Genomic DNA, 19,332 nt, shown 5'->3' with positions numbered 1-19,332 from the left:
AGTGTAGTGAAATTTGGCTAAATTTTGCAAATTTGCCAAATTTAAATTTATATAAAATTTATCGCAAAAACAGCTGGTTTTGGGAGTTTGCGTAGGCTGTCTTTGAGCATTAATTTGTTTTTTGCGCCCGCGATTTGCAGGGTTAAATTTTCGAATTTAAACTCCAAATTTTTAAGGGCGTTTTCGTTTAAAATCCTAGCAAATTCACACAAAAAGCTAAGCCATGCTAATGTTCTCTCGCCCGGTAAAATTTCGCTTAAATTTGCAAAATTTGGGCTTAAATTTGGCTTGCCGTGCATTGCGATAATCGCGGCGATTAGGGCTTTTTGCTCGTGGCTCGTGCGGTAGTTTAGCCCATTTAGCACCATGGAAGCTGCGCTTTCGTGTTTGGCATAAAAGCCAAGCCTTGCGCCAATCTCGCAAAGTTTGGCAGCGTAGCAAAGCGGGCTAATGTATCTGTCTTCTAGCTTGTGAAGCGAGAAAAGCACGCTAAAAAGGGCTTTGGCGAACTTGTCTGCGTGCGAGCTTTCGCTAGCAAATCTATCTTGCAGACTTTTTAGGCTAGGGTTGAAATTCTTTGGCAAATTTGCCCCGTGCAAAATCGAGCCCAAAAACACACCCTCTCGCACGCCCACACCGCTTGTAATCACGCTTTTTGCGCCGATTTTTTTAGCAATCTCGCTAAAAATTATCGCACCCTCTCTAATCGTGTCGTAACGCTCTTTTTTTATCGGAAATTTGGCTAGTTCTAGGGTTTTGGCGCCGATTAATTTGCTAAAAAACGGCGCGTATTTTTCGTAATCGTAGCAGTAATTATGCACGATTTTAATCGGATAATTCTCAATCGCCATTATGGCATTGCTTAGCGCTCTTGCCGAACCGCCCATAGCGATTAAATTTGAGCTGGCAAATTCGTCGCCAACCGCGCTGATTGCCTCATTTACATAGCCATATAGCCCGGCCATATCGCCTTTGTCGAAAAATAGCTCTTTTAGGCGAACGGTGCCTAAATTTAGCGAAATTTTGGCCTCGATTTTGCCATTTTTGATGCGCGCAAGCTCGGTCGAGCCTCCGCCGATATCCACGCTCACGCCCTCTTTGAAATCGCTAAGGAGATTGTGTGCGGCGTATCCTCCAAAATACGCCTCACTCTCGCCGTCTATTTTGCGGATTGCGATTTTGGTTTTTTGAAAAACTAGCTTGATAAACTCGCCCCCATTTGGAGCGTCGCGCAGTGCGGAAGTGCCTACGCAAAGCACCCTTTTGGCGCCGTATTTTTGGAGCAATTCTTTGAATTCCACAAACGCATCAAGGCATTTTTGCATAGCCGCTGGTTGCAAAACTCCGCCGTTTTCATACGCGCCCTCGCCTAGGCGGACTTTGATTTTGTGCTCTGCAAGGATAAAAAACCCAAATCTGCTCGTTCGCTCAAAAATCACTAATCTAGCAGAATTTGAGCCTAAATCAATCACTCCAACGCGTTTTGGCATTAATAATCCATGTGAGCGTGTTTGTATTTGAGCTCACCCTCGGTTTCGATATTATCAGGATCGTAAGTTATACACTCGACAGGACAAACTACGATGCAGGCTGGTTCTGAGTATTGATCCACGCACTCGCAACACCTATCTGAATCAATCATATATGTCGGCTCGTCCTCGAAAATCGCCTCATTTGGGCACTCTTCGCGACACGCATCGCAACTGATACACTCGTCTGTAATCATCAAAGACATAAATTTAACCTTTACAAAAAAAATTAGTGCATTTATACACTAAAAACTTTTAATTTTATTTTAAAAAATACCAAATTTGCGCTATTTTTTGAGATTTTTTAGCGGAATTGTAAGGGTCGCTACAATCTTGTCTTTGGCGGGCGAATTTTTAAGGCTCACAGATGCGCCCATAGCCTGCGCGGCGTTTTTAGCCAAAAACAGCCCAAGCCCAGCGCCAGGCTTGCCGCCCTTGCGTTTAAACGGCGCGAAAAAGTCCTGGCTTTCATCAATGCTCTCGCCTAAATTTTCTACGCGCACGATAAAATAATCGCCCGAAATTTCACTAAAAACCTCGATTACTTCGCCCTCTGGGGAAAATTTAATCGCGTTTTGGACGAAATTTTGGATAATGTGCATAAAAAGATTTTTTTGAATACTCACTTCTAGGGATTTTGGCGAAATTTTGCTTACGACATCTTTTTTTTCATTTCTAGCCAAAATTTTAAAATTCACGCACAGTTCGCCCAGATACTGCACGATATCAAGCTGCTCTGGGCTCTCAAACTGCGCGCCCTCTTGGCGACCGATCTCTAAAATCGAGATTATCATTTTATTCATATCGTCAATTGATTTGTTGTTGTTTTGGAGCGCCTCGATGTATTTTTCCGCCTCTCTTGGCTTTATGAGCGTTACTTCGTTTTTGGTTTTCATCACCGCTAGCGGGGTTTTTAGCTCGTGCGCGATACCGATAAATAGCTCTTTTTGATACATTATGAAGGTCTGAATTCGATCGATTAGGCGGTTTATGTTTGTCAAAATCGGACGGAATTCGCTCTCGCACCTCTCCATATCAAGCGGGGCGAGAAATTTTTCATCAAGACTAGCTAGCTTTTGTGAGATTACCTTGATTGGCATCAAAAGCGTGCGCGATAAAAACATAGCGTAAAAAATTATCAAAAATATCATTGTCAAATTTAGGATAATAATATCCACAAGTATCTGATTTGCGATATTTGCATAGACCGTTACATCGGTTTTGATCTGCAAAATTTCCTCGTTGCTATATGGGTATTGAAGTGTCAAAAAATTGCTTTCACCCTCTTGGCTCTCGTAAAATTTAGGCTTGGTGATTTTCTCGCCATAAACGAAACTCGTGATAAACTCGCCTTTGGGATCTGGCAGATACTCTGGGATTTTTTCGACTGGAATTTTTGGCAGTTTTGTGATATTTTCAGCCCTTACTAAAAGCCCATGGACTGAATTTTCAAAAATCGTAATCCTTATATAGTTATAAAGCATTACGGAAAAAATCAAAATTAGCATCGCCGAAGCAGATGCTAATTGGATTATGAAACGGGTTCTTAGGCTTTTTGTGGAAAGCAAAATCTATATCCGCGACGACGAACTGTCTCGATTGTAGAAATATTTAGTGGTTTATCCATTTTTTGGCGGATTTGGTTAATTGCGACCTCGATTACATTTGGGGTTACTAGCTCTGGCTCTTCCCAAATAGCGTCAAGTAGTTGCTCTTTGCTTACGATTTGGTCTGAGTGGCGAGCTAGGTGAGTTAGCACCTCGAAAGGCTTGCCTTTTAGCTCGATTTCTTGACCAAGATATGTAATTTTCTCCTCATCTGGGTCGATGATAAGATCGTCGATTTTGATGATATTTGAGCCACCAAATCTAAGTCTAGCTTCAAGGCGGGCAACCAAAACATCGAAATCAAATGGTTTTTTGATATAATCATCTGCGCCAGCTTTTAGGGCTTTTATCTCGCTTTCTTTATCGTCTTTTGCAGATAGCACGACGACTGCTGTGCGAGCGAATTTTTGTTTTATAATGTTGATTAAATCGACGCCACTGCCGTCTGGTAACATCCAGTCGGTTAAAACTAAATCGTAATTTCGTATGCCTATGTAATATTCAGCGTCTTTAAAGCTTTCTGAGCTGTCTGTTTGGTAACCAAACTCCGCCAAACCCTCGGCGATAGTTTTGTTTAGAGTAACTTCATCTTCGACAATTAAAATTCTCATTGATTTTCCTTCGTAATAAAATTTGGCGTGATTGTAGCATATTTTAAGCCAAAATTCAAGTTTTTTTAAAGAAATTTTAAAAATTTATTTCGATTTGCGCGCCGACTTTTGCGTCAGCTAAAATTTGGGTTTTGTAAATTTTCATATAGAAGTAATTCAGGCTTTTATACTGGGTTTTAAAGCTCTTGGCGAAGAAATTTAGCGCGTCTTCGACGAGCAAAAATTTCTCCCTCTCAAAGCTAAATTTTATAAATTCGCACGCCTTGGCGTAGTCTATAAATTCATCTGCGCTAAATTTTGCGCTTACTAAAATTTCTTGTTTTTTTTCTCTTTCGAAATCCAAAATTCCAACAATCGCGTCGAATTTCAAATCCTCAATCAAAACCTGAATCATATTACCCGTTTTTCCTCGCCACGAAGCAATCTTGCGATATTTGGAATATGTTTGTAAAACACGATAAAAACTATGATAAAAATCGGCGCGTGAGTGTGGATTGCTGGCATATCTGCGTGAAGTATGTAACTAGCCACAATTAGCGCGAGCGCCGCTGATAGCGAGGCTACGGACGAAATTTTAAGCACTTTACCCACAATAAACCAAACAACAAGCGCGATGATTAGCTCGATTGGCACGAAGCATGCTAGCACACCAGCGCCCGTGGCTACGCCCTTGCCACCGCTAAATCCAAGGTATGGCGAAAAACAATGCCCCACCACCGCAAACACAGCCATGCCCCAAAGCACATTTTCATCAAAACCCATAGCCCTCGCCACCAAAATCGGCACCACGCCCTTTAAAGCGTCGCACACCACGGTCAAAATCGCTAAAATTTTAGCTTTGCTTGGGTCTGTTTCTTTAAGCACACGCAAGACATTTGTGGCCCCTATCGAGCCACTTCCAGCAGATTTAATATCAACTTTGCCAAAGTATTTACCGATAAGCAAGCCAAACGGCACAGCTCCTAAAAAATATGCTACCAAATAACACCAAAAATTTGAAGCAGCTAAAAGTCCTAAAATTATACCTTTAATCATTTTTTACCCTAACTCTTCCACAAAATCGAAATTTTCTCATCATAAATATCTGTCTTTTTCGGAGCCAGCGAGACTACGCCAAGCTCGATATTTTTGAGATCTAAGCTCTCTTTTAACTGCGCGATTTGCTCATCAAATCTCTCTTGCAGAGCCTGCATTTGCGAGTATAGCTCATCTACGCTAGCTTCTGCGTTTTTGGCTTCGTTGCGCTGGGTTAGCACGCGGTGAGCGTTTCGCACACCACTTACGGTTTTGCTAATCGTAGTCGCACTCGTGCGCGATCTGCCAAAAAGCGAGCCTAGTATCGCACCACCTATGCTAAGAGCTGCACTAATTCCTTGGCTAGTAACATCGCTTTTTTCTTTTTCTAGCTTCTCTTCGGCGCGGTTTATGCGGGTTTGAAGCATAGATTTTTCTTTTTCAAATTTAGCTAGAATTTCATCTGTTTTTTGCTCTAAAATTTCATTTGCCTTATCTTGCAGTCTTTGATAAAACTCTTCTTTGCTCTCATCTGGCGCGCTGTGCATATCAAGCGCGCTGTATAATTCTAACCTTTGATTACGATAAACCCAGTCTTTGAAATTGCGAATAAAAGTGGCGAAATTTTTCGCACTAGCAATAAAGCTTGGCAGAGCGCAATACGACGAATCCTCTAACTCATCGCTTCGTATATTATCGATAGCGCGGTCGCTCGCCTCGTCCCAGTTGATTTCGCTAACATCCGAGATATCAAGCAAATACGCGTAATCCCTCGTGTATTCGCCCTCTTTGTCAGCATAACGCACCTTGGCTGTGGCGTATAGATACGGGCTTAGCTCACGAGAGGTGCCGTAGCTGTAAATTTGCGAAATTTCATTTGATACGATTGGTTTGGCACTGCTTGCGCTTTTTACTTTGCTTCCAGTGCTATTCGCGCCTGGTGCGCCCTTTTTTTCGCTCATTAAATTTGAAATTTGTTCATTGCTTAAAGGGCCTTTTAAATAGCTAAGTGCAAAGCGAGTTTCTATCGTTTTTAGGCTATCTTCGTTGATATTTTTGACTAAGAAATTTCGCTTTTTAAGGTTTGAGATTTGCTCCATTAGCTCGCTTTTATCCACAGGATTTGAGCCAATTCCGCTAAGTCCGCCGATCACTCGCTCTTTATCTTGGGCGGTTTGGAGGCGACCGATAAACCAAGTGCCGATATTGCTAAGGCCTTTGTAATCCAAATCCACAGGATTTTGCGTGCTAAGAACGCAGCCTAGCCCAAAAGCGCGCGCTTGTTTTAGCAGGGTTAGCATAGGGGTTTTTGACGGCGGATTGCCATTTGGTGGAAAAAATCCATAAATCTCGTCCATATACAAAATCGCTCTAAGCGCGCTGGTGCCTTGCGTTTGGCGCATCCAATTAACCATTTCGTTTAAAAGCAAGGTTACGAAAAACATTCTCTCATCGTCGTTTAAATGCGCGATACAAAAGATATTCGCCCTAGCCTTGCCATTTGCGTCAAATAACATTTTTGCGATATCTAGCCTCTCGCCCTCGCACCAAAGCTTGAAACTTGGGCTTGCGATTAGGGCGTTGATTTTCATAGCTAGCGCCATGCGTTTGTCGCTAGGGAAGAAGTTATTCACATCAAAAACGCCGATTTTATCAAACGGCGGAGTGATGATTTGGTTGATGAGATCGACCACGCTCACGCCCCTGCCCTCGCTGAAATTTGAACTAAAAATTTGAGAGATCAGCAAAAATTCTGGCGAGCTTAGATTATCGCTAGTAATGCCAGCTAGGCTAAGCACGCTAGAAGCGATACCGCAGATATAATTATTCATATCCTCATCGTTTAAATTTTTCGGTGCTTCAAAGTCGCTAAGCAGGCTAACTCCTAACCCAGCGCTTGATTTTGGCGTGTAAATTTTAAACTCGGCGCTGTTTTTAAGTAGCTCGACTCTGTCTAAATTTTGGTAAGAATTTTCTATGCCATTTCGCCACATTTGCGCGGTCTCGCTCGCCATTTGCTCCACGCTAAGGCCTTTATTCGCAGCCTCTGTTTCGTCGATATAAGGCAAAAAATCCTGTGCGCTCATATTTGGAAATGTAAGAGCTAAATTTGTCAAATCACCCTTAGGATCGATGATGATAGACGGGATATTATCAATCGCGGCCTCTTCTAAAAGCGTGATTCCAAGACCGGTTTTACCGCTACCAGTCATACCGATGATTAGCGCGTGGGTTGTGAGATCTTTGTTTTTATACAAATACGGCTCAGAATTTTCGAGCCCCAAATAAAAAAGCTTCAAATTTTCTTGCAAAGTTTTCATAAATTTTCCTTCGTAAAATTTGGCGCATTATATCATTTAAATTTTTAAATTTAAATTTGCTACAATATCCTAAATTTAAGGAATTTATCAATGTTGGAACAAAAAATTAAAAACAATACTAGCGGAATTTTACTCTACGGTATCGTTCCGCCAAAAATCAGTTTCGAGCCCGAAAAAATCGAGCGACTTGGCGCGCTTTGGAGAGAGCGCATAACCTCCATGCCATGCGATGGCATAGTCATTTATGATTTGCAAGATGAGAGCGCAAGGACGAGCGAGGCGCGCACTTATGAATTCATCGAAACGCTAGATCCCGCGATGTATTATACCAAACACCTGCGCGAGGTCAAACCCGCCATAATCTACCGCGCTGTGGGAAAATACGATGAGAGCAAATTTAACGAAATTTTAAATGCAAGAGCGAGTAATTTTGGCGTATTTGTGGGTGCCTCCTCGAAATACGACGCGATGAAAATCCCGCTAAAACGGGCGTATCAGATAAAAGAAGAGATTGCTAGCGATTTACATTTAGGCGGAATTTGCATAGCCGAGCGCCACAAACAAACACGCTCCGAGCACCTAAAAATCGCGTCAAAAAGCATAAGCGGGTGCGAGTATTTCATAAGCCAAGCCGTCTATGACGCCGAGAGTGTGAAAAATTTCATAGATGATTATGCAAATCTTGGGTGCAAAAAAGTGCCTATAATCTTTACTTTCACGCCGTGTGGGAGCGAAAAAACGCTCGAATTTATGAAGTGGCTTGGCATTAGCGTGCCAGATTTTTTGGAAAATCGTCTAAAAACCAGCACCGATATCTTGCAAAGCTCGGTGAGCCTGTGCGTGGAGCTGTTTGATTTCATCTACAAATACTCGCTTGCAAAGGGCATTAGCGTGGGGGCGAATGTGGAGAGCGTCAGCACCAAAAAGGCTGAAATCGAGGCCTCGATCGAGCTTTTGAAAAAAATCAAGGAAATAATCGTAAAAAGGGAAAATTTAGGAATTGGCGAAAAGTAAATTTCGCCAAAATTTAGCAGATTTGTGGCGCAAAATTTTGTTTAAATTTCACCCAAATTTTGCTAAATTTTGCGCCAAATTCGCCAAATTTACTCGCCAGAATTCTGCCCTGCTTCATCAAACATTTTTTGCACGCTTGGAGCGTTGTTGGTTAGCTTTTTGATAGTTAGTTTTTCGGCTTTATCATTAGCTAGGCGCAGGTTATTTTCAGAAGATAAAAGCTCATTTTTTACCTTTTCTAGGTGGCTTATAGTTTTGTCGATTTCATCGATTGCCTTTTGAAATTTCTCGCTTGCTAGGCGGTAATTTTTGCCAAATTTATCCTTAAATTCGTCAATATTGCTTTTAAAGGTTTCGATATCTAAATTTTGGTTTTGATACTCTACTAGACGCTTTTTATCTTCGAGCGAATTTAGCGCAGCGTTGCGTAGCAGCGAGATTATCGGCAAGAAAAACTGCGGGCGGATCACATACATTTTTTCATATTTATGAGAAACATCGACAATGCCTGTGTTATAAAGCTCACTATCGCTTTCAAGTAGCGAGACAAGCACCGCGTATTCGCAGTTTTTCGCCTTTCTGTCCTTGTCTAATTTGGCAAAAAATTCCTCGTTTTTGTGCTTTGACGCGGTCGTATCGGCCTCGTTTTTCATCTCAAACATTATCGAAATATACTCTACGCCGTCTTTGAAATCGCGAAATATAAAATCGCCTTTGCCGCCCTCTTTGACCTCGTTGTCTTTTTCAAAATAAGCGTTTGCAAATGCGGTGGTGCGGAGCTTCTCAAACTCTGTGCTACAATGGGTCTCCAAGCTCTCGCCAACCATTTTTGTCGATAATTTCGCCTTTAAATCTTTGTAATAATCTATCATCGCGTCTTTGTCGCTGATTGTTTTTTCGAAATTTTCACGCAAAATTTGCTCTTTTTCGACGAAATTTTTTTCTTTTTCGCTCAGTGTGATTTTAAGCTCGGAAATTTCGCTATCTTTGCTCGAAATAGCGTTTCTCACAGCCAAATTTTTCTCATTTTCACTTGCGCTGATTTTGGCGTTTAACTCGGTGATTTTCTGGTTTAGCTCGGCGATTTTAGCCTCATTTTCAAGGGAAATTTTGCTTTTTTCAATCTCAAATTTTTGCGTTAAATTCTCATCTTTGCCTTTTAGTTCGGCTTCAAATTTGGCTAAATTTTCTTTAAGTTGTGAAATTTCGCTATCTTTTTGTGCTTTTAAATTTGCGATATATTCTTTTGCCCTAGCGATTTCTTGGGATTTTACAAGCTCTAATTCGCTTTGGAATTTTGCGTTTTCGTTTTGCAATCTCTCGTTTAAAATTTTCTCAAATTCGCTATTTCTGATTTGGCTTACGATTTTTTGGTATTCACTCTCATCAATTGCGAAAATTTCGCCGCAGTTTGGACATTTGATCTCAGACATGATTTTTCCTTTACTTTAAAATTTTAGTGAATTTTACAATAAGAATTCGACAATTAATGTCTAAATTTGATAAATTTTGAAATTTAAGCGTTAAATTTAAATAGCACAGAACCCCAAGTAAATCCCCCGCCAAAGGCATCTAGCAAGACTAACGAGCCATTTTTTAGCCTGCCAGCCTCATAAGCTTCGTTTAGCGCCATTGGGATTGAAGCTGAGCTTGTGTTGCCGTATTTTTGCACGGTTACGACACATTGATTTTCCGTAAAGCCTATCTTTTCGCGCACTGCCTCGATTATGCGCAAATTCGCCTGGTGCGGGACGAACAGATCAATATCGCTAGCTTTTAAACTGTTTTTTTCTAAGGCCTCTTCGACCGATTTTATCAGCGTTGGAACTGCGATTTTATAGACATCTTGACCTCGCATTTTGATAAATCCGAGCTTATCGTCTAAAATTTGTTGCGAGATAGGATTTGCGCTCCCAGGTGCTGGCGTGATCAAATAATCAGCCTTTGCGCCGTCGCTAGCGCTGTTTGTGTAGATTATGCCCTCACCATCGCCCTCGCTCACTACTGCTGCGCCAGCGCCGTCGCCAAAAAGCACGCAAGTGCTTCTATCGCTATAATCCGTAATCGCGCTTAATTTTTCGCTTCCGACGATTAGTATATGTTTTTTTGCTCCGCTTTCGATAAGCGATTTTGCTAGGTCTAGTAAATATACAAATCCACTACACGCCGCACTTATATCAAACGCCATAACGCCAAATTTACACCCTAGCTTATCTGCAATCAAAGCCGCAGTTGATGGCATACAAAAATAATCAGGCGTGATTGTGGCGCAAAGCACGGCGTCGATTTGCTCTGCTCTTAGCCCGCTTCTTTGAAGTGCCAAAGCAGCGGCCCTTGCGCCCATATCGCTGGTAGTTTCGTGCGTATCTGCGATATGGCGTTCTTTAATGCCCGTTCTTTGGGTAATCCACTCATCACTGGTATCGACCATACCCTCCAAATCGTGGTTTGTTAGAACTCTCTTTGGAGCGTAAGCGCCTATGGATACCACCGAAGCCTTCATCTTTATCCTTGGTTGTAGTTGCTAAGTTGGGTTTGGATAACTGAGTTTATGTTTGAATCCGAAAATTTAAGCGCTTGAAAAATTGCGTTTTTTATCGCTTTTGGCGTGCTTTTGCCGTGGCTTATGATTACGCACTCTTTCACGCCCAAAAGTGGCGCGCCACCAGTTTCATCGTAATCGGTCGATTTTTTGATTATCTTAAATACTCGCCTCATCAAAATCGAACCAGCTATCGCAATCGGCGATTTTTTCGCCTCTTTTTTGATAAGCTTATTCATAGCGCTGGCTATGCCCTCGCTGGTTTTAAGGACGATATTTCCGATAAATCCGTCAGTGATGACGACATCTACCGAGCCGTCGAAAATCTGATTTCCCTCGGCGTTACCGACGAAATTTTGCATTTTTTTGAGTTTTGGGAAAATTTCTTTATTGACCTCGTTACCTTTGCTATCCTCTTCGCCATTTGACAAAAGCCCGATTCTAGGGATTTTAATCCCCATAATCTCTTTTGCGTAAGCCTCGCCCATAACGGCAAATTCGAATAAATTTTCAGGTTTGCAATCCACATTTGCCCCGACATCTAAAACCAGCGTTTTACCGCCCTGACTAGTCGGAAAAAGCGTAGCAATGGCTGGGCGCGAAATGCCTGGAATTCTACCGATTCTAAGCGTAGCTAGGCTGTGCGTAGCCCCGCTATGACCAGCTGAAACCACGGCCTTACAGGTGCCATTTCTGACCAAATCTACTGCTTGATAAATGGTGGAATTTTTGCGTTTTAAAACATCTGTCGCACCCTCTTTCATCTCGAAAACTTCGTCAGTTTGGACATACTCAATGTATTTTTGAAATTCTGCCGGGATAAAAGGGGCGATTTTTGCCTCGTCGCCTACTAAGAAAGCTTTGAATTTTTGCTCTCTTAGTGCTTCAATAACTCCGCATACAATAGGCTCGCAACCGAAGTCACCGCCCATTGCGTCGATAGCAATCGACGTCATGGGATTAGTATTCTCCTGTATTTTTATTTACTCTGTGAGGAATCTTCCAGCTACCGTCTTTGTCTTTGACTGGCACAGGTAGAGTTACAGTGTAATGAGTTCTTCTTTTTGCTGCGCGAGTTTTACTCACTCTTCGTTTAGGAACTGCCATTTTTTCTCCTTTATAAAATTTATAATTCTTTACATTTGTCGCAATAAAAGTAGTCGCTTTTTATCGCTTCTACTTCGCTTTGTAAAATTTCATCTATGTCGATACTGCCCTCGAAAAACTCGATTACATCTAAGCTATCAGAGCCTTTATAAATCCCGTCGCTTAGCATCAAATCGACATTTTCGTCTAAACTTAACTCAAATTCGCTTCCGCAACGATCACAAATATATGGTATCGCTCCGCAAATTTGGGCGTTGCATTTATACAGGCTTTCTCCTGATTTGTGCAACTCGCCGCTAAATTTAACACCGCCACTTTGGGTATCAAATTTAATCGGCTCTTTTGTGATTTTTACAAAGCTAATTTTCAAAATTTTACCTTAGCAAATCTCTTTTTTAGCAAAGAAAAATGCAATCTCAATAGCTGCGTTTTCTAGGCTATCGCTACCATGGACTGCGTTTGCATCGATACTTTCGGCGAAATCAGCGCGAATTGTGCCTGGCTTTGCCTCTTTTGGATTTGTTGCACCCATTAATTCGCGGTTTTTAGCTACTGCGTTTTCGCCCTCTAAAACCATAACCACAACTGGGCCACTAACCATAAAATCAACTAATTCGCCAAAAAATGGGCGATCTTTATGAACTGCGTAAAACGCTTTTGCGTCATCTACGCTTAATTGCAATTTTTTTGCTGCTGCTATACGCAAACCGTTGCTTTCAAATCTATCTATGATTTTGCCTATAACGCCCTTTTTTACGGCATCTGGCTTAATTATTGATAGTGTTTGTTGCATACGAACTCCTTTATTGTAAAAGGGTGATTATATCTAAAATAGGTTAAAATTTATTTAAGAATTAAATTTTCATGGCATTTAAGCCATGAAAATTTTGAATTTGTATTTATGCGACTACCGGAGTATCGCCACCGCGCAATTCTGCGCCGATTTCAGCTTTGCTTGGTTGTCCAGCGACAACTTCGCTCCAAACGATACAGCCGTCAGTTGGACAGGCGTTTGCACAGGCTGGTTCGTCATTGTGTCCTACACACTCTACGCATTTATCAGCATATACATAGTATGTGTCTGCCCCTGTTGGGTTATCGCTATCATCAACAATCGCGCTAACTGGGCACTCATCGATACAAGAACCGCATGCTATACAAATATCAGTAATTTTTACTGCCATATTTTCTCCTTTATCAAAAAATACCCTAAATAATAACACACATTTTTTAAAAAGTCATTAAAAATTTAGATTAGATTTGAATTTTATATTGCGTGTAAATTTGGTTTAAATTTTTTATAAGATAAAATGTGTATAATTCACAAATGATAAATTTTATTATTAAGGAGAAAATATCATGTTAGTAACTACAAAAGCAGTAGATTTCACAGCACAAGCCGTTCTTGGCGACAACAGCATTGTAGAGGATTTCAATCTTTACAAAAACATCGGCCCAAAAGGCGCAGTTGTGTTCTTTTATCCAAAAGATTTCACATTTGTTTGCCCTAGCGAGATTATCGCATTTGACAAACGCTATAAAGAATTTAAAGATAGAGGCGTAGAGGTTATCGGCGTATCTTGCGATAGCGAGTTTGTTCATCTTGCATGGAAAAACACACCAGTAAATGAAGGCGGTATCGGCAAAGTCCAATTCCCACTAGTTTCAGATATCACAAAAGATATCGCTAGAAGCTTCGATGTGCTTTTTGGCAACGCAGTTGCGCTAAGAGGCTCATTTTTGCTAGATAGCGACGGGACAATCCGCCACGCTGTCATCAACGACCTTCCACTTGGCAGAAATATCGACGAGATGATTCGTATGGTAGATACTATGCTATTTACTAACGAGCACGGCGAGGTTTGCCCAGCTGGCTGGAACAAAGGCGACGCTGGTATGAAGGCTAACCCACAAGGCGTAGCCGAGTATTTAGGCAAAAACTCAGACAAACTATAAAACTCCAAATTTGGCGCAGCCCCCTGCGCCAAATTTATCACGCAAACGCGTGCGTATGGGGCCTTCCCCCTAAGGCTCCACCTTTATGTATCCCCATAAAATTGAAATTTTAAGAGAGCCTTTAAAAGCTCTCTTTTTTCATTTAAAATTTACTATTTTCAGTTAAAATCTCGCTTTTTTAAAAAGGATAATTTATGAAAAAAATATTTTTCGCACTTTGCGCGGCATTTAGCCTAAATTTCGCCGTATCACTTGATCCAAATTTAGCACTGAAATTTGACTCCAATGTAACCACAGGCACCCTGGAAAACGGCCTAAAATACTTCATACAGCAAAACCCCGTCCCCAAAAACAGCGCATATTTTTACCTAAATGTAAATGCTGGCAGTATCGACGAAAACGACGATGAGCAGGGATTTGCGCACTTTGTCGAGCACATGGCGTTCAACGGCAGCGAAAATTTCGACAAAAACGAACTAGTCAAAAAATTAGAAAGCCTAGGCGTGAAATTTGGCGCAGATTTAAACGCCCAAACTAGCTTTCAAAACACGACCTACAATATCCAAGCAAGCGTGAGCGATGAAAATTTAAACGACATTTTCGCGGTATTTAGAGACTACGCTAAGGGCGTGAAATTTGATCCAGCCGAGGTCGAAAAAGAAAAAGGCGTGATTTTAGAAGAAGCAAAAAAGGATTATAAAACCAGATTTTACGAGCAAAGAGCCAAGTCTTTGTATCCAAACTCGATCTTTCAAAGGCGCTTCCCAATAGGCAAAAACGAAGCCATAGCGGGTGCGACGAGTGCGAGTTTGCGGGCGTTTTATGATAGAAATTATGCGCCAAATTTAATGAGCGTCATCGTCGTGGGCGATGTAAATTCGACGCAAATCGAAAATTTAATCAAAGCCAAATTTAGCGATTTAAAACCTCGCTCTAAAAAAATCGCGCGCGATACGAGCCTGCAAAAATTCGGCGCAGGTTATGCAAACATCGTAGAGCCACAGATTGGCACAAATGCCGTAAATATCGTGTTTGCCGGCGAGCACAGCCCCCTAAATAGCGTAGGCGAAATGAAAAAAGCATGGCTTGATACCTACATCGCAAAGCTTCTTAGCCTTAGCTACGATGCCCTAAATGTAGGCGCGAAAATCCCCCTAAAAGCGGGATTTGATAGCGATGATTTATTCGGTGAGCGCAGACTTTACTCGTTTGGCGCAAACATTTTTGATTTCGACGCAAATGCCACGCTGACTAGCCTATTTAGCGCGATTAAGGGCGCTAGGGAGCATGGATTTTCGGCTGGGGATTTTGAGAGTGCAAAGGCAGAATTTATCAACTCCGTCCAAACCAATCTCATCAAAAACGACACGCAAAACAAGCAAATTTATGAAATTTTGGATTTTGTAATAAACGGCAACACCAAGCTTGGAAAGCAGGACAAACACGATTTAAGCCTTGCGATTTTGGGCGAAATTTCGCTTGGCGATGTCAATGAATACTTCAAGCAAATCACAAGCGGGGCGCACTTTACGGAGATAATTTCGACAAAAGATCTAAATTTAAGCGCGGAGGAAATAGATAAAATTTATCAAAACGCAACCCCATTTAATTTTAGCAAAAACGACCTGGGCGAGAAAAAACTTTTAGAAAACGAGCCTTCACCAGCCAAATTTAGCCAAAATTTTGACAGCGACAAAAACATAACCACGCTAAATTTCGATAACGGCGTCAAGGCGGTTTTAAAGCGAAATTTGGGCAAAAAAAATAGCATACAAATCAGCGTGAAAAAACTAGGCGGAATTTCGAATTTTGCGAGCAAGGCTGAGGCTGAAATTTTAAGCGCATTGCTAAATTCAGGCACTATTGGCGAGTTTAACGAATACGAGGCCAGGAGGCTTACTAGCGGGTTTAACTACTCTTTGCGCTTTGGTATAAACGAGCTTTCTAGCGGGTTTAACGGGGAGTGCGCTAGCAAGGATTTCGAGGCGATGATGAGGGAGCTGTTTGTGAAAATGAGCACGCCAAAAATCCACGCAAATTCGCTAGAAAAATACCAAAGTAGCGCACTATCTAACCTTGCACTCAGAGATGAGACGATAGATTTTCGCTTCAACAAACAAATCGTAAATTCGCTATTTGGCGGGGATTTGCGCTTTAAAGCTCCGCTTGAAATAAGCGATGTAAAAAGCGCGAATTTAGCGCATTTTGGGGGCTTAGCAGATGAAATTTTCGCTAATGGTGGCGAGTATTTGTTTGTGATAAGTGGCGATTTTGACGAGGATAAAATCACCGAAATTTTAGCCAAATACGCAGGAAATTTAAAAGGCAAAGCTGGCAGGGGCGAAATCGCCCAAACAAAGCTTAGCGCAAACGCCGTAAAAATCGAAGAAAACTACGGCGATAGCGATAAAAGCGAGGTTAGAATGATTTATCTAAACTACGATTTGAGCGAATTTGACATTTTAAACTCATACAAGCTCAAAGCCTTCGAAAGTGCCGTAAAAACGCAAATCACCGAAAAAATCAGAGAGGCCAAAGGGCTAATCTACTCAGCCAGCGTGAGTGCCTCATACGCGCAGTTTCCGCAGATAAAATCTGGGCTAAATATCTCGTTTTCGTGCAACGAAAAGGACAAGGAAGCGGTGATTGAGGGAATCAAAGAAATCGTCGCTGATATCGCGCACAACGGTACTAGCGCAGATCAGCTAGAAAATTTCAAAAAAGCGCAAATTTTATCCATGAAAAGAGCCAGCGAAAACAACGATTTTTGGCTAAGCAACATCGCTTCGCACGAGCTTTTCGGCTATCCGTTTTACGATGATGAAATTTATGCTAGGCGCATAAACGCCCTTAGCAACGATGATGTGAAATTTGGAGCAAATTTAATCGCAAAAGAGCCGTTTATCGCGATTTTAAATCCGAAAAGTAAGTAAATTTAGCCTTTTAACGATACTGCGCGCGCCATAAATTCGGCAACTTGCGCAGTGTCGAAATTGGCTAAATTTACCACTTCCAAATAATCAAAAGCGATTAAATATCGCTTTGGAATTTACTATCTCTCTGTCTTTGTAAAATATTATCGATATGGTTTTGTGAATTTTGGCTTGGTTTTGTTTTGTATTCTTCGTTGTGTAAATTTGATTTGTGTTTTCGAAAATCTGAAAAATCTGTATTTTCGTAAGCGAAATTCTGCGTAAAACTATTTTCTATTTTTTTAAGAAAAAACTTATAAAAAGATTTTATACACCATATTAAAGAATATGTTACTCCAAACATAAATATTACATAAATGATAGCTCCGCCACTATTTGCAACAGGCTTAATTACCGCTAAAACTAAACCGCCCGGAATAAACCAAACAGCAAATCCACAAATAAAAGCTAGTATAAATGCTATAAATTTTTTCATTTTAATCCCTCTGCAAATATACTCTCACATATATCCATATCTGGATTTAAATTACATGCTTTTTTATAATAAAATTCAGCTTCTTTATATTCAGCACTAGCCTTATACTCTATCGCTAAATTATAACAAGCGTCAACATTATTTTTTTCGCAACCTTGATAATATATGTCAAATTCGCTAATTCCATTAATATAAAATTTTAGTGTCTCGCAAGCGTCTTTATTAAAATGTCCATAACACTCATTTTTATATATCTGTATCGCTTTGGATAAATCTTTTTGAACGCCATAACCATTTAAATACAACCACGCGATATTGCTACAACCAATAGTATCTCCGCCAACACAAGCCTTCTCATCTAAAATTTTAGCCATATTATAATCACCTTGATTATAAAAAATTTCCGAAAGGGCTAAACAAGCACTGTATTCATTTTTCTCACATGCTTTTGTATATAATTGCACTGCTTTGGATAAATCTTTTTGAACGCCATAACCACCAACATAATAATCGGCTAAATATTTGCATCCAATAATATTCCCTCCATTACAACTTTTTTCAGCCAATCTTTTTCCATTATAGTAATCCTCCTTATTGTCATAAAAATCAATAAGATAATTGCAAGCTTTATAGTCATTTTTATTGCATGCCATAATATAAATATCGATAGATAATTTATATACGCCCATTTTTTTATAATTTCTAGCAATATCATTACATTTTGCTAAATCCAAATTACATAATTTCTTACCATAAATTTCAAGATTTTCTAAATCATTTATATCTAAAAAATACTCATAAAGATACATGCAAGAACTATCGTATCCAGTTTTACAATTTATTTCATATAAAGAATTTGCAATATTTATTTTCCTATTATCCAAAAAACTCTTAGCTAAATTTTCACAATCATTACTATCATAATTACAAACTTTTTTTGCGTAAATTTCAGCCTTATCATAATCATAATTATTAATAAAATTTAATGCCACATCGTAGCAATACTCGTTTTTGCCATTTTCGCACAGTTTTTCTTTTATGTTATTGATTTTATTTTCTCTTTGTGCAGAGCTTAAATTTTTCCAAGAATTAGGCTTGTTTTCCAGTAATAATTCACACTTTGCCATATCACCGTTTTTACACTGCTTTTCATATTGTAATGGCAAATAAAATTGATAAGCCAAATTGCCAAAAATTACAATCCCTATTAACAACCAGCATATAAAAAAATATCGCATATTTTTCTTTACTTCTGCTTTTCTTTTGACTTCTTTTATTTCAAAGTCGGGATTATATAAATCATCGCTTCCACAATGCTTACAAAATCTAGCCGCATCTATATTTTCTATTTTACAACGATTGCAAATTTTCATTAAAACCCTCTGTATTTTTTGATAATTTCATAGGCTAAATTTATCTTTTGCATTTGCTCCATTGCCATTTTTTGCATTTCTGGTGGCAAATCTTTGCTTTCAAAATTATCTGTGTGCCATTTTCGCACCAAAGCTCTGTATTTTTTCTTTATGGTGTCAGTATCATCATTTGGGCTAGCTCCTAGCGTTTTATAAGCTTCGTTTAAATCCATTTGATTTGACGAATTTTCACTTTCGTCATAGTCGCTATGTCGCTTATGGCTCTGTTTGGCTTCAAACATATCTCTTAATCCTCTGAAATTTAACACACCTATGCCAAGAGCTACGGCAATTTGCTCCATTAAAAATTCTTCTTTGCTTGTCATCACGCCATCAAAATATATCAAATCAAAAAACAGCATGAGAATAAATTCGCCCTCTTTTTCATTTGATAGCGTTAGTTGGTTACAAAGTTCAGCTATGCTTCTACCGCTATTTTTCTCATACTCGAAAATATCTGCATAAATTCGTCTAAACTCACTATCTGCTATATCATAAAAAATGTCGATTTTATCTATAAGCATGGAAATAAATTTAGCCAACTCCCTGTCTATGGGCTTATTATCGATTTTGGCAATTTTGGCTAACAGAGCAACCAAAATACTCGGTTTTTTATCGTAGATAAAATTTAGCCGTTGCCTATATGGATGATTTAGCTCGCTTCCGCAGTAAATGCAAAATTTGCTCATTTCATCTATTTGCTGATGAGCACCACATTTTTCGCAAATATCGTAATTTTTCAATACAAACTTATTCAAAATTATGCCCTATGGGAAAATTATTTATAGATAATTGATAAAGGATTATAAAG

General features: G+C 40.0%; 20 protein-coding genes. 3 read left to right on the top strand and 17 right to left on the bottom strand.

Going from position 1 to position 19,332, the window contains the following annotated elements:
- Positions 1-47 precede the first annotated feature (47 nt).
- The 7 genes from OFO00_RS06765 to OFO00_RS06735 form a co-directional block, all read right to left on the bottom strand.
- Positions 48-1,490 (bottom strand): Ppx/GppA phosphatase family protein, encoded by a 1,443-nt coding sequence (locus OFO00_RS06765; protein WP_270865407.1) that lies wholly within the window; start codon positions 1,488-1,490, stop codon positions 48-50.
- On the bottom strand, positions 1,490-1,735 hold the full coding sequence (locus OFO00_RS06760) for a YfhL family 4Fe-4S dicluster ferredoxin (protein WP_270859720.1): 246 nt from the start codon (positions 1,733-1,735) through the stop codon (positions 1,490-1,492). The genes OFO00_RS06765 and OFO00_RS06760 overlap by 1 nt, the downstream gene beginning before the upstream one ends.
- Before the next feature lie 81 nt (positions 1,736-1,816).
- On the bottom strand, positions 1,817-3,037 hold the full coding sequence (locus OFO00_RS06755) for a sensor histidine kinase (protein ID WP_270859721.1): 1,221 nt from the start codon (positions 3,035-3,037) through the stop codon (positions 1,817-1,819).
- Positions 3,038-3,075: 38 nt separating this feature from the next.
- The gene (gene hsrA, locus OFO00_RS06750) at positions 3,076-3,747 is read right to left on the bottom strand and encodes a homeostatic response regulator transcription factor HsrA (RefSeq protein WP_270859722.1); all 672 of its coding nucleotides are present in this window, start codon (positions 3,745-3,747) and stop codon (positions 3,076-3,078) included.
- 76 nt (positions 3,748-3,823) lie between these two features.
- Complete coding sequence (locus tag OFO00_RS06745) at positions 3,824-4,141, bottom strand: dihydroneopterin aldolase (RefSeq protein ID WP_270865406.1); 318 nt, start codon at positions 4,139-4,141, stop codon at positions 3,824-3,826.
- Positions 4,138-4,782, bottom strand: coding sequence for a glycerol-3-phosphate 1-O-acyltransferase PlsY (plsY, locus tag OFO00_RS06740; protein WP_270865405.1), 645 nt, complete (start codon positions 4,780-4,782; stop codon positions 4,138-4,140). Before plsY ends, OFO00_RS06745 begins: the two co-directional genes overlap by 4 nt.
- Before the next feature lie 8 nt (positions 4,783-4,790).
- Complete coding sequence (locus OFO00_RS06735; RefSeq protein WP_270865404.1) at positions 4,791-7,082, bottom strand: helicase HerA domain-containing protein; 2,292 nt, start codon at positions 7,080-7,082, stop codon at positions 4,791-4,793.
- A gap of 90 nt (positions 7,083-7,172) precedes the next feature.
- Here OFO00_RS06735 and OFO00_RS06730 point away from each other — a divergent pair, with 90 nt between their 5' ends.
- Positions 7,173-8,096, top strand: coding sequence for a methylenetetrahydrofolate reductase (locus OFO00_RS06730; protein ID WP_270865403.1), 924 nt, complete (start codon positions 7,173-7,175; stop codon positions 8,094-8,096).
- Between the two features lie 89 nt (positions 8,097-8,185).
- Here the strand turns inward: OFO00_RS06730 and OFO00_RS06725 are convergent, their stop codons facing one another.
- From OFO00_RS06725 to OFO00_RS06695, 7 genes are all read right to left on the bottom strand, one after another.
- Positions 8,186-9,529: a DUF2130 domain-containing protein gene (locus OFO00_RS06725; RefSeq protein WP_270865402.1), complete on the bottom strand. Its 1,344-nt coding sequence runs from the start codon at positions 9,527-9,529 to the stop codon at positions 8,186-8,188.
- 83 nt (positions 9,530-9,612) lie between these two features.
- Entirely contained in the window at positions 9,613-10,599 is a 987-nt protein-coding gene (locus OFO00_RS06720) for a beta-ketoacyl-ACP synthase III (protein ID WP_270865401.1), read from the bottom strand.
- A 2-nt stretch (positions 10,600-10,601) separates the two neighbouring features.
- Complete coding sequence (plsX, locus tag OFO00_RS06715) at positions 10,602-11,594, bottom strand: phosphate acyltransferase PlsX (RefSeq protein WP_270865400.1); 993 nt, start codon at positions 11,592-11,594, stop codon at positions 10,602-10,604.
- 4 nt (positions 11,595-11,598) lie between these two features.
- Entirely contained in the window at positions 11,599-11,745 is a 147-nt protein-coding gene (rpmF, locus tag OFO00_RS06710) for a 50S ribosomal protein L32 (protein ID WP_270859730.1), read from the bottom strand.
- A 19-nt stretch (positions 11,746-11,764) separates the two neighbouring features.
- Positions 11,765-12,115: a hypothetical protein gene (locus tag OFO00_RS06705; protein WP_270865399.1), complete on the bottom strand. Its 351-nt coding sequence runs from the start codon at positions 12,113-12,115 to the stop codon at positions 11,765-11,767.
- A 9-nt stretch (positions 12,116-12,124) separates the two neighbouring features.
- A complete protein-coding gene (gene ndk / locus OFO00_RS06700; RefSeq protein WP_270859732.1) occupies positions 12,125-12,538 on the bottom strand; it encodes a nucleoside-diphosphate kinase in 414 nt (137 codons plus the stop codon).
- Between the two features lie 106 nt (positions 12,539-12,644).
- Positions 12,645-12,929, bottom strand: coding sequence for a DUF362 domain-containing protein (locus OFO00_RS06695; protein WP_270859733.1), 285 nt, complete (start codon positions 12,927-12,929; stop codon positions 12,645-12,647).
- Positions 12,930-13,104: 175 nt separating this feature from the next.
- On the opposite strand from OFO00_RS06695, the gene OFO00_RS06690 reads away from it, so the two are divergent.
- Both OFO00_RS06690 and OFO00_RS06685 read left to right on the top strand, forming a co-directional pair.
- Positions 13,105-13,701 carry a peroxiredoxin gene (locus OFO00_RS06690; protein ID WP_270862741.1) on the top strand — a complete coding sequence of 199 codons (597 nt, stop codon included), beginning with the start codon at positions 13,105-13,107 and terminating at the stop codon, positions 13,699-13,701.
- Between the two features lie 194 nt (positions 13,702-13,895).
- A complete protein-coding gene (locus tag OFO00_RS06685) occupies positions 13,896-16,634 on the top strand; it encodes a M16 family metallopeptidase (protein ID WP_270865398.1) in 2,739 nt (912 codons plus the stop codon).
- 97 nt (positions 16,635-16,731) lie between these two features.
- On the opposite strand, the gene OFO00_RS06680 is transcribed toward OFO00_RS06685, so the two are convergent.
- The 3 genes from OFO00_RS06680 to OFO00_RS06670 are packed head-to-tail and all read right to left on the bottom strand — an operon-like array spanning position 16,732 to position 19,279.
- Positions 16,732-17,109: a hypothetical protein gene (locus OFO00_RS06680; protein WP_270865397.1), complete on the bottom strand. Its 378-nt coding sequence runs from the start codon at positions 17,107-17,109 to the stop codon at positions 16,732-16,734.
- Entirely contained in the window at positions 17,106-18,482 is a 1,377-nt protein-coding gene (locus OFO00_RS06675; RefSeq protein WP_270865396.1) for an SEL1-like repeat protein, read from the bottom strand. The genes OFO00_RS06680 and OFO00_RS06675 overlap by 4 nt, the downstream gene beginning before the upstream one ends.
- Positions 18,482-19,279 (bottom strand): DnaJ domain-containing protein, encoded by a 798-nt coding sequence (locus OFO00_RS06670; RefSeq protein ID WP_270865395.1) that lies wholly within the window; start codon positions 19,277-19,279, stop codon positions 18,482-18,484. The genes OFO00_RS06675 and OFO00_RS06670 overlap by 1 nt, the downstream gene beginning before the upstream one ends.
- Positions 19,280-19,332: the final 53 nt, after the last annotated feature.

Source organism: Campylobacter sp. VBCF_04 NA7, from assembly GCF_027737405.1.
Taxonomy (GTDB): domain Bacteria; phylum Campylobacterota; class Campylobacteria; order Campylobacterales; family Campylobacteraceae; genus Campylobacter_B.
This window is presented reverse-complemented; position numbering and strand designations above follow the sequence as displayed.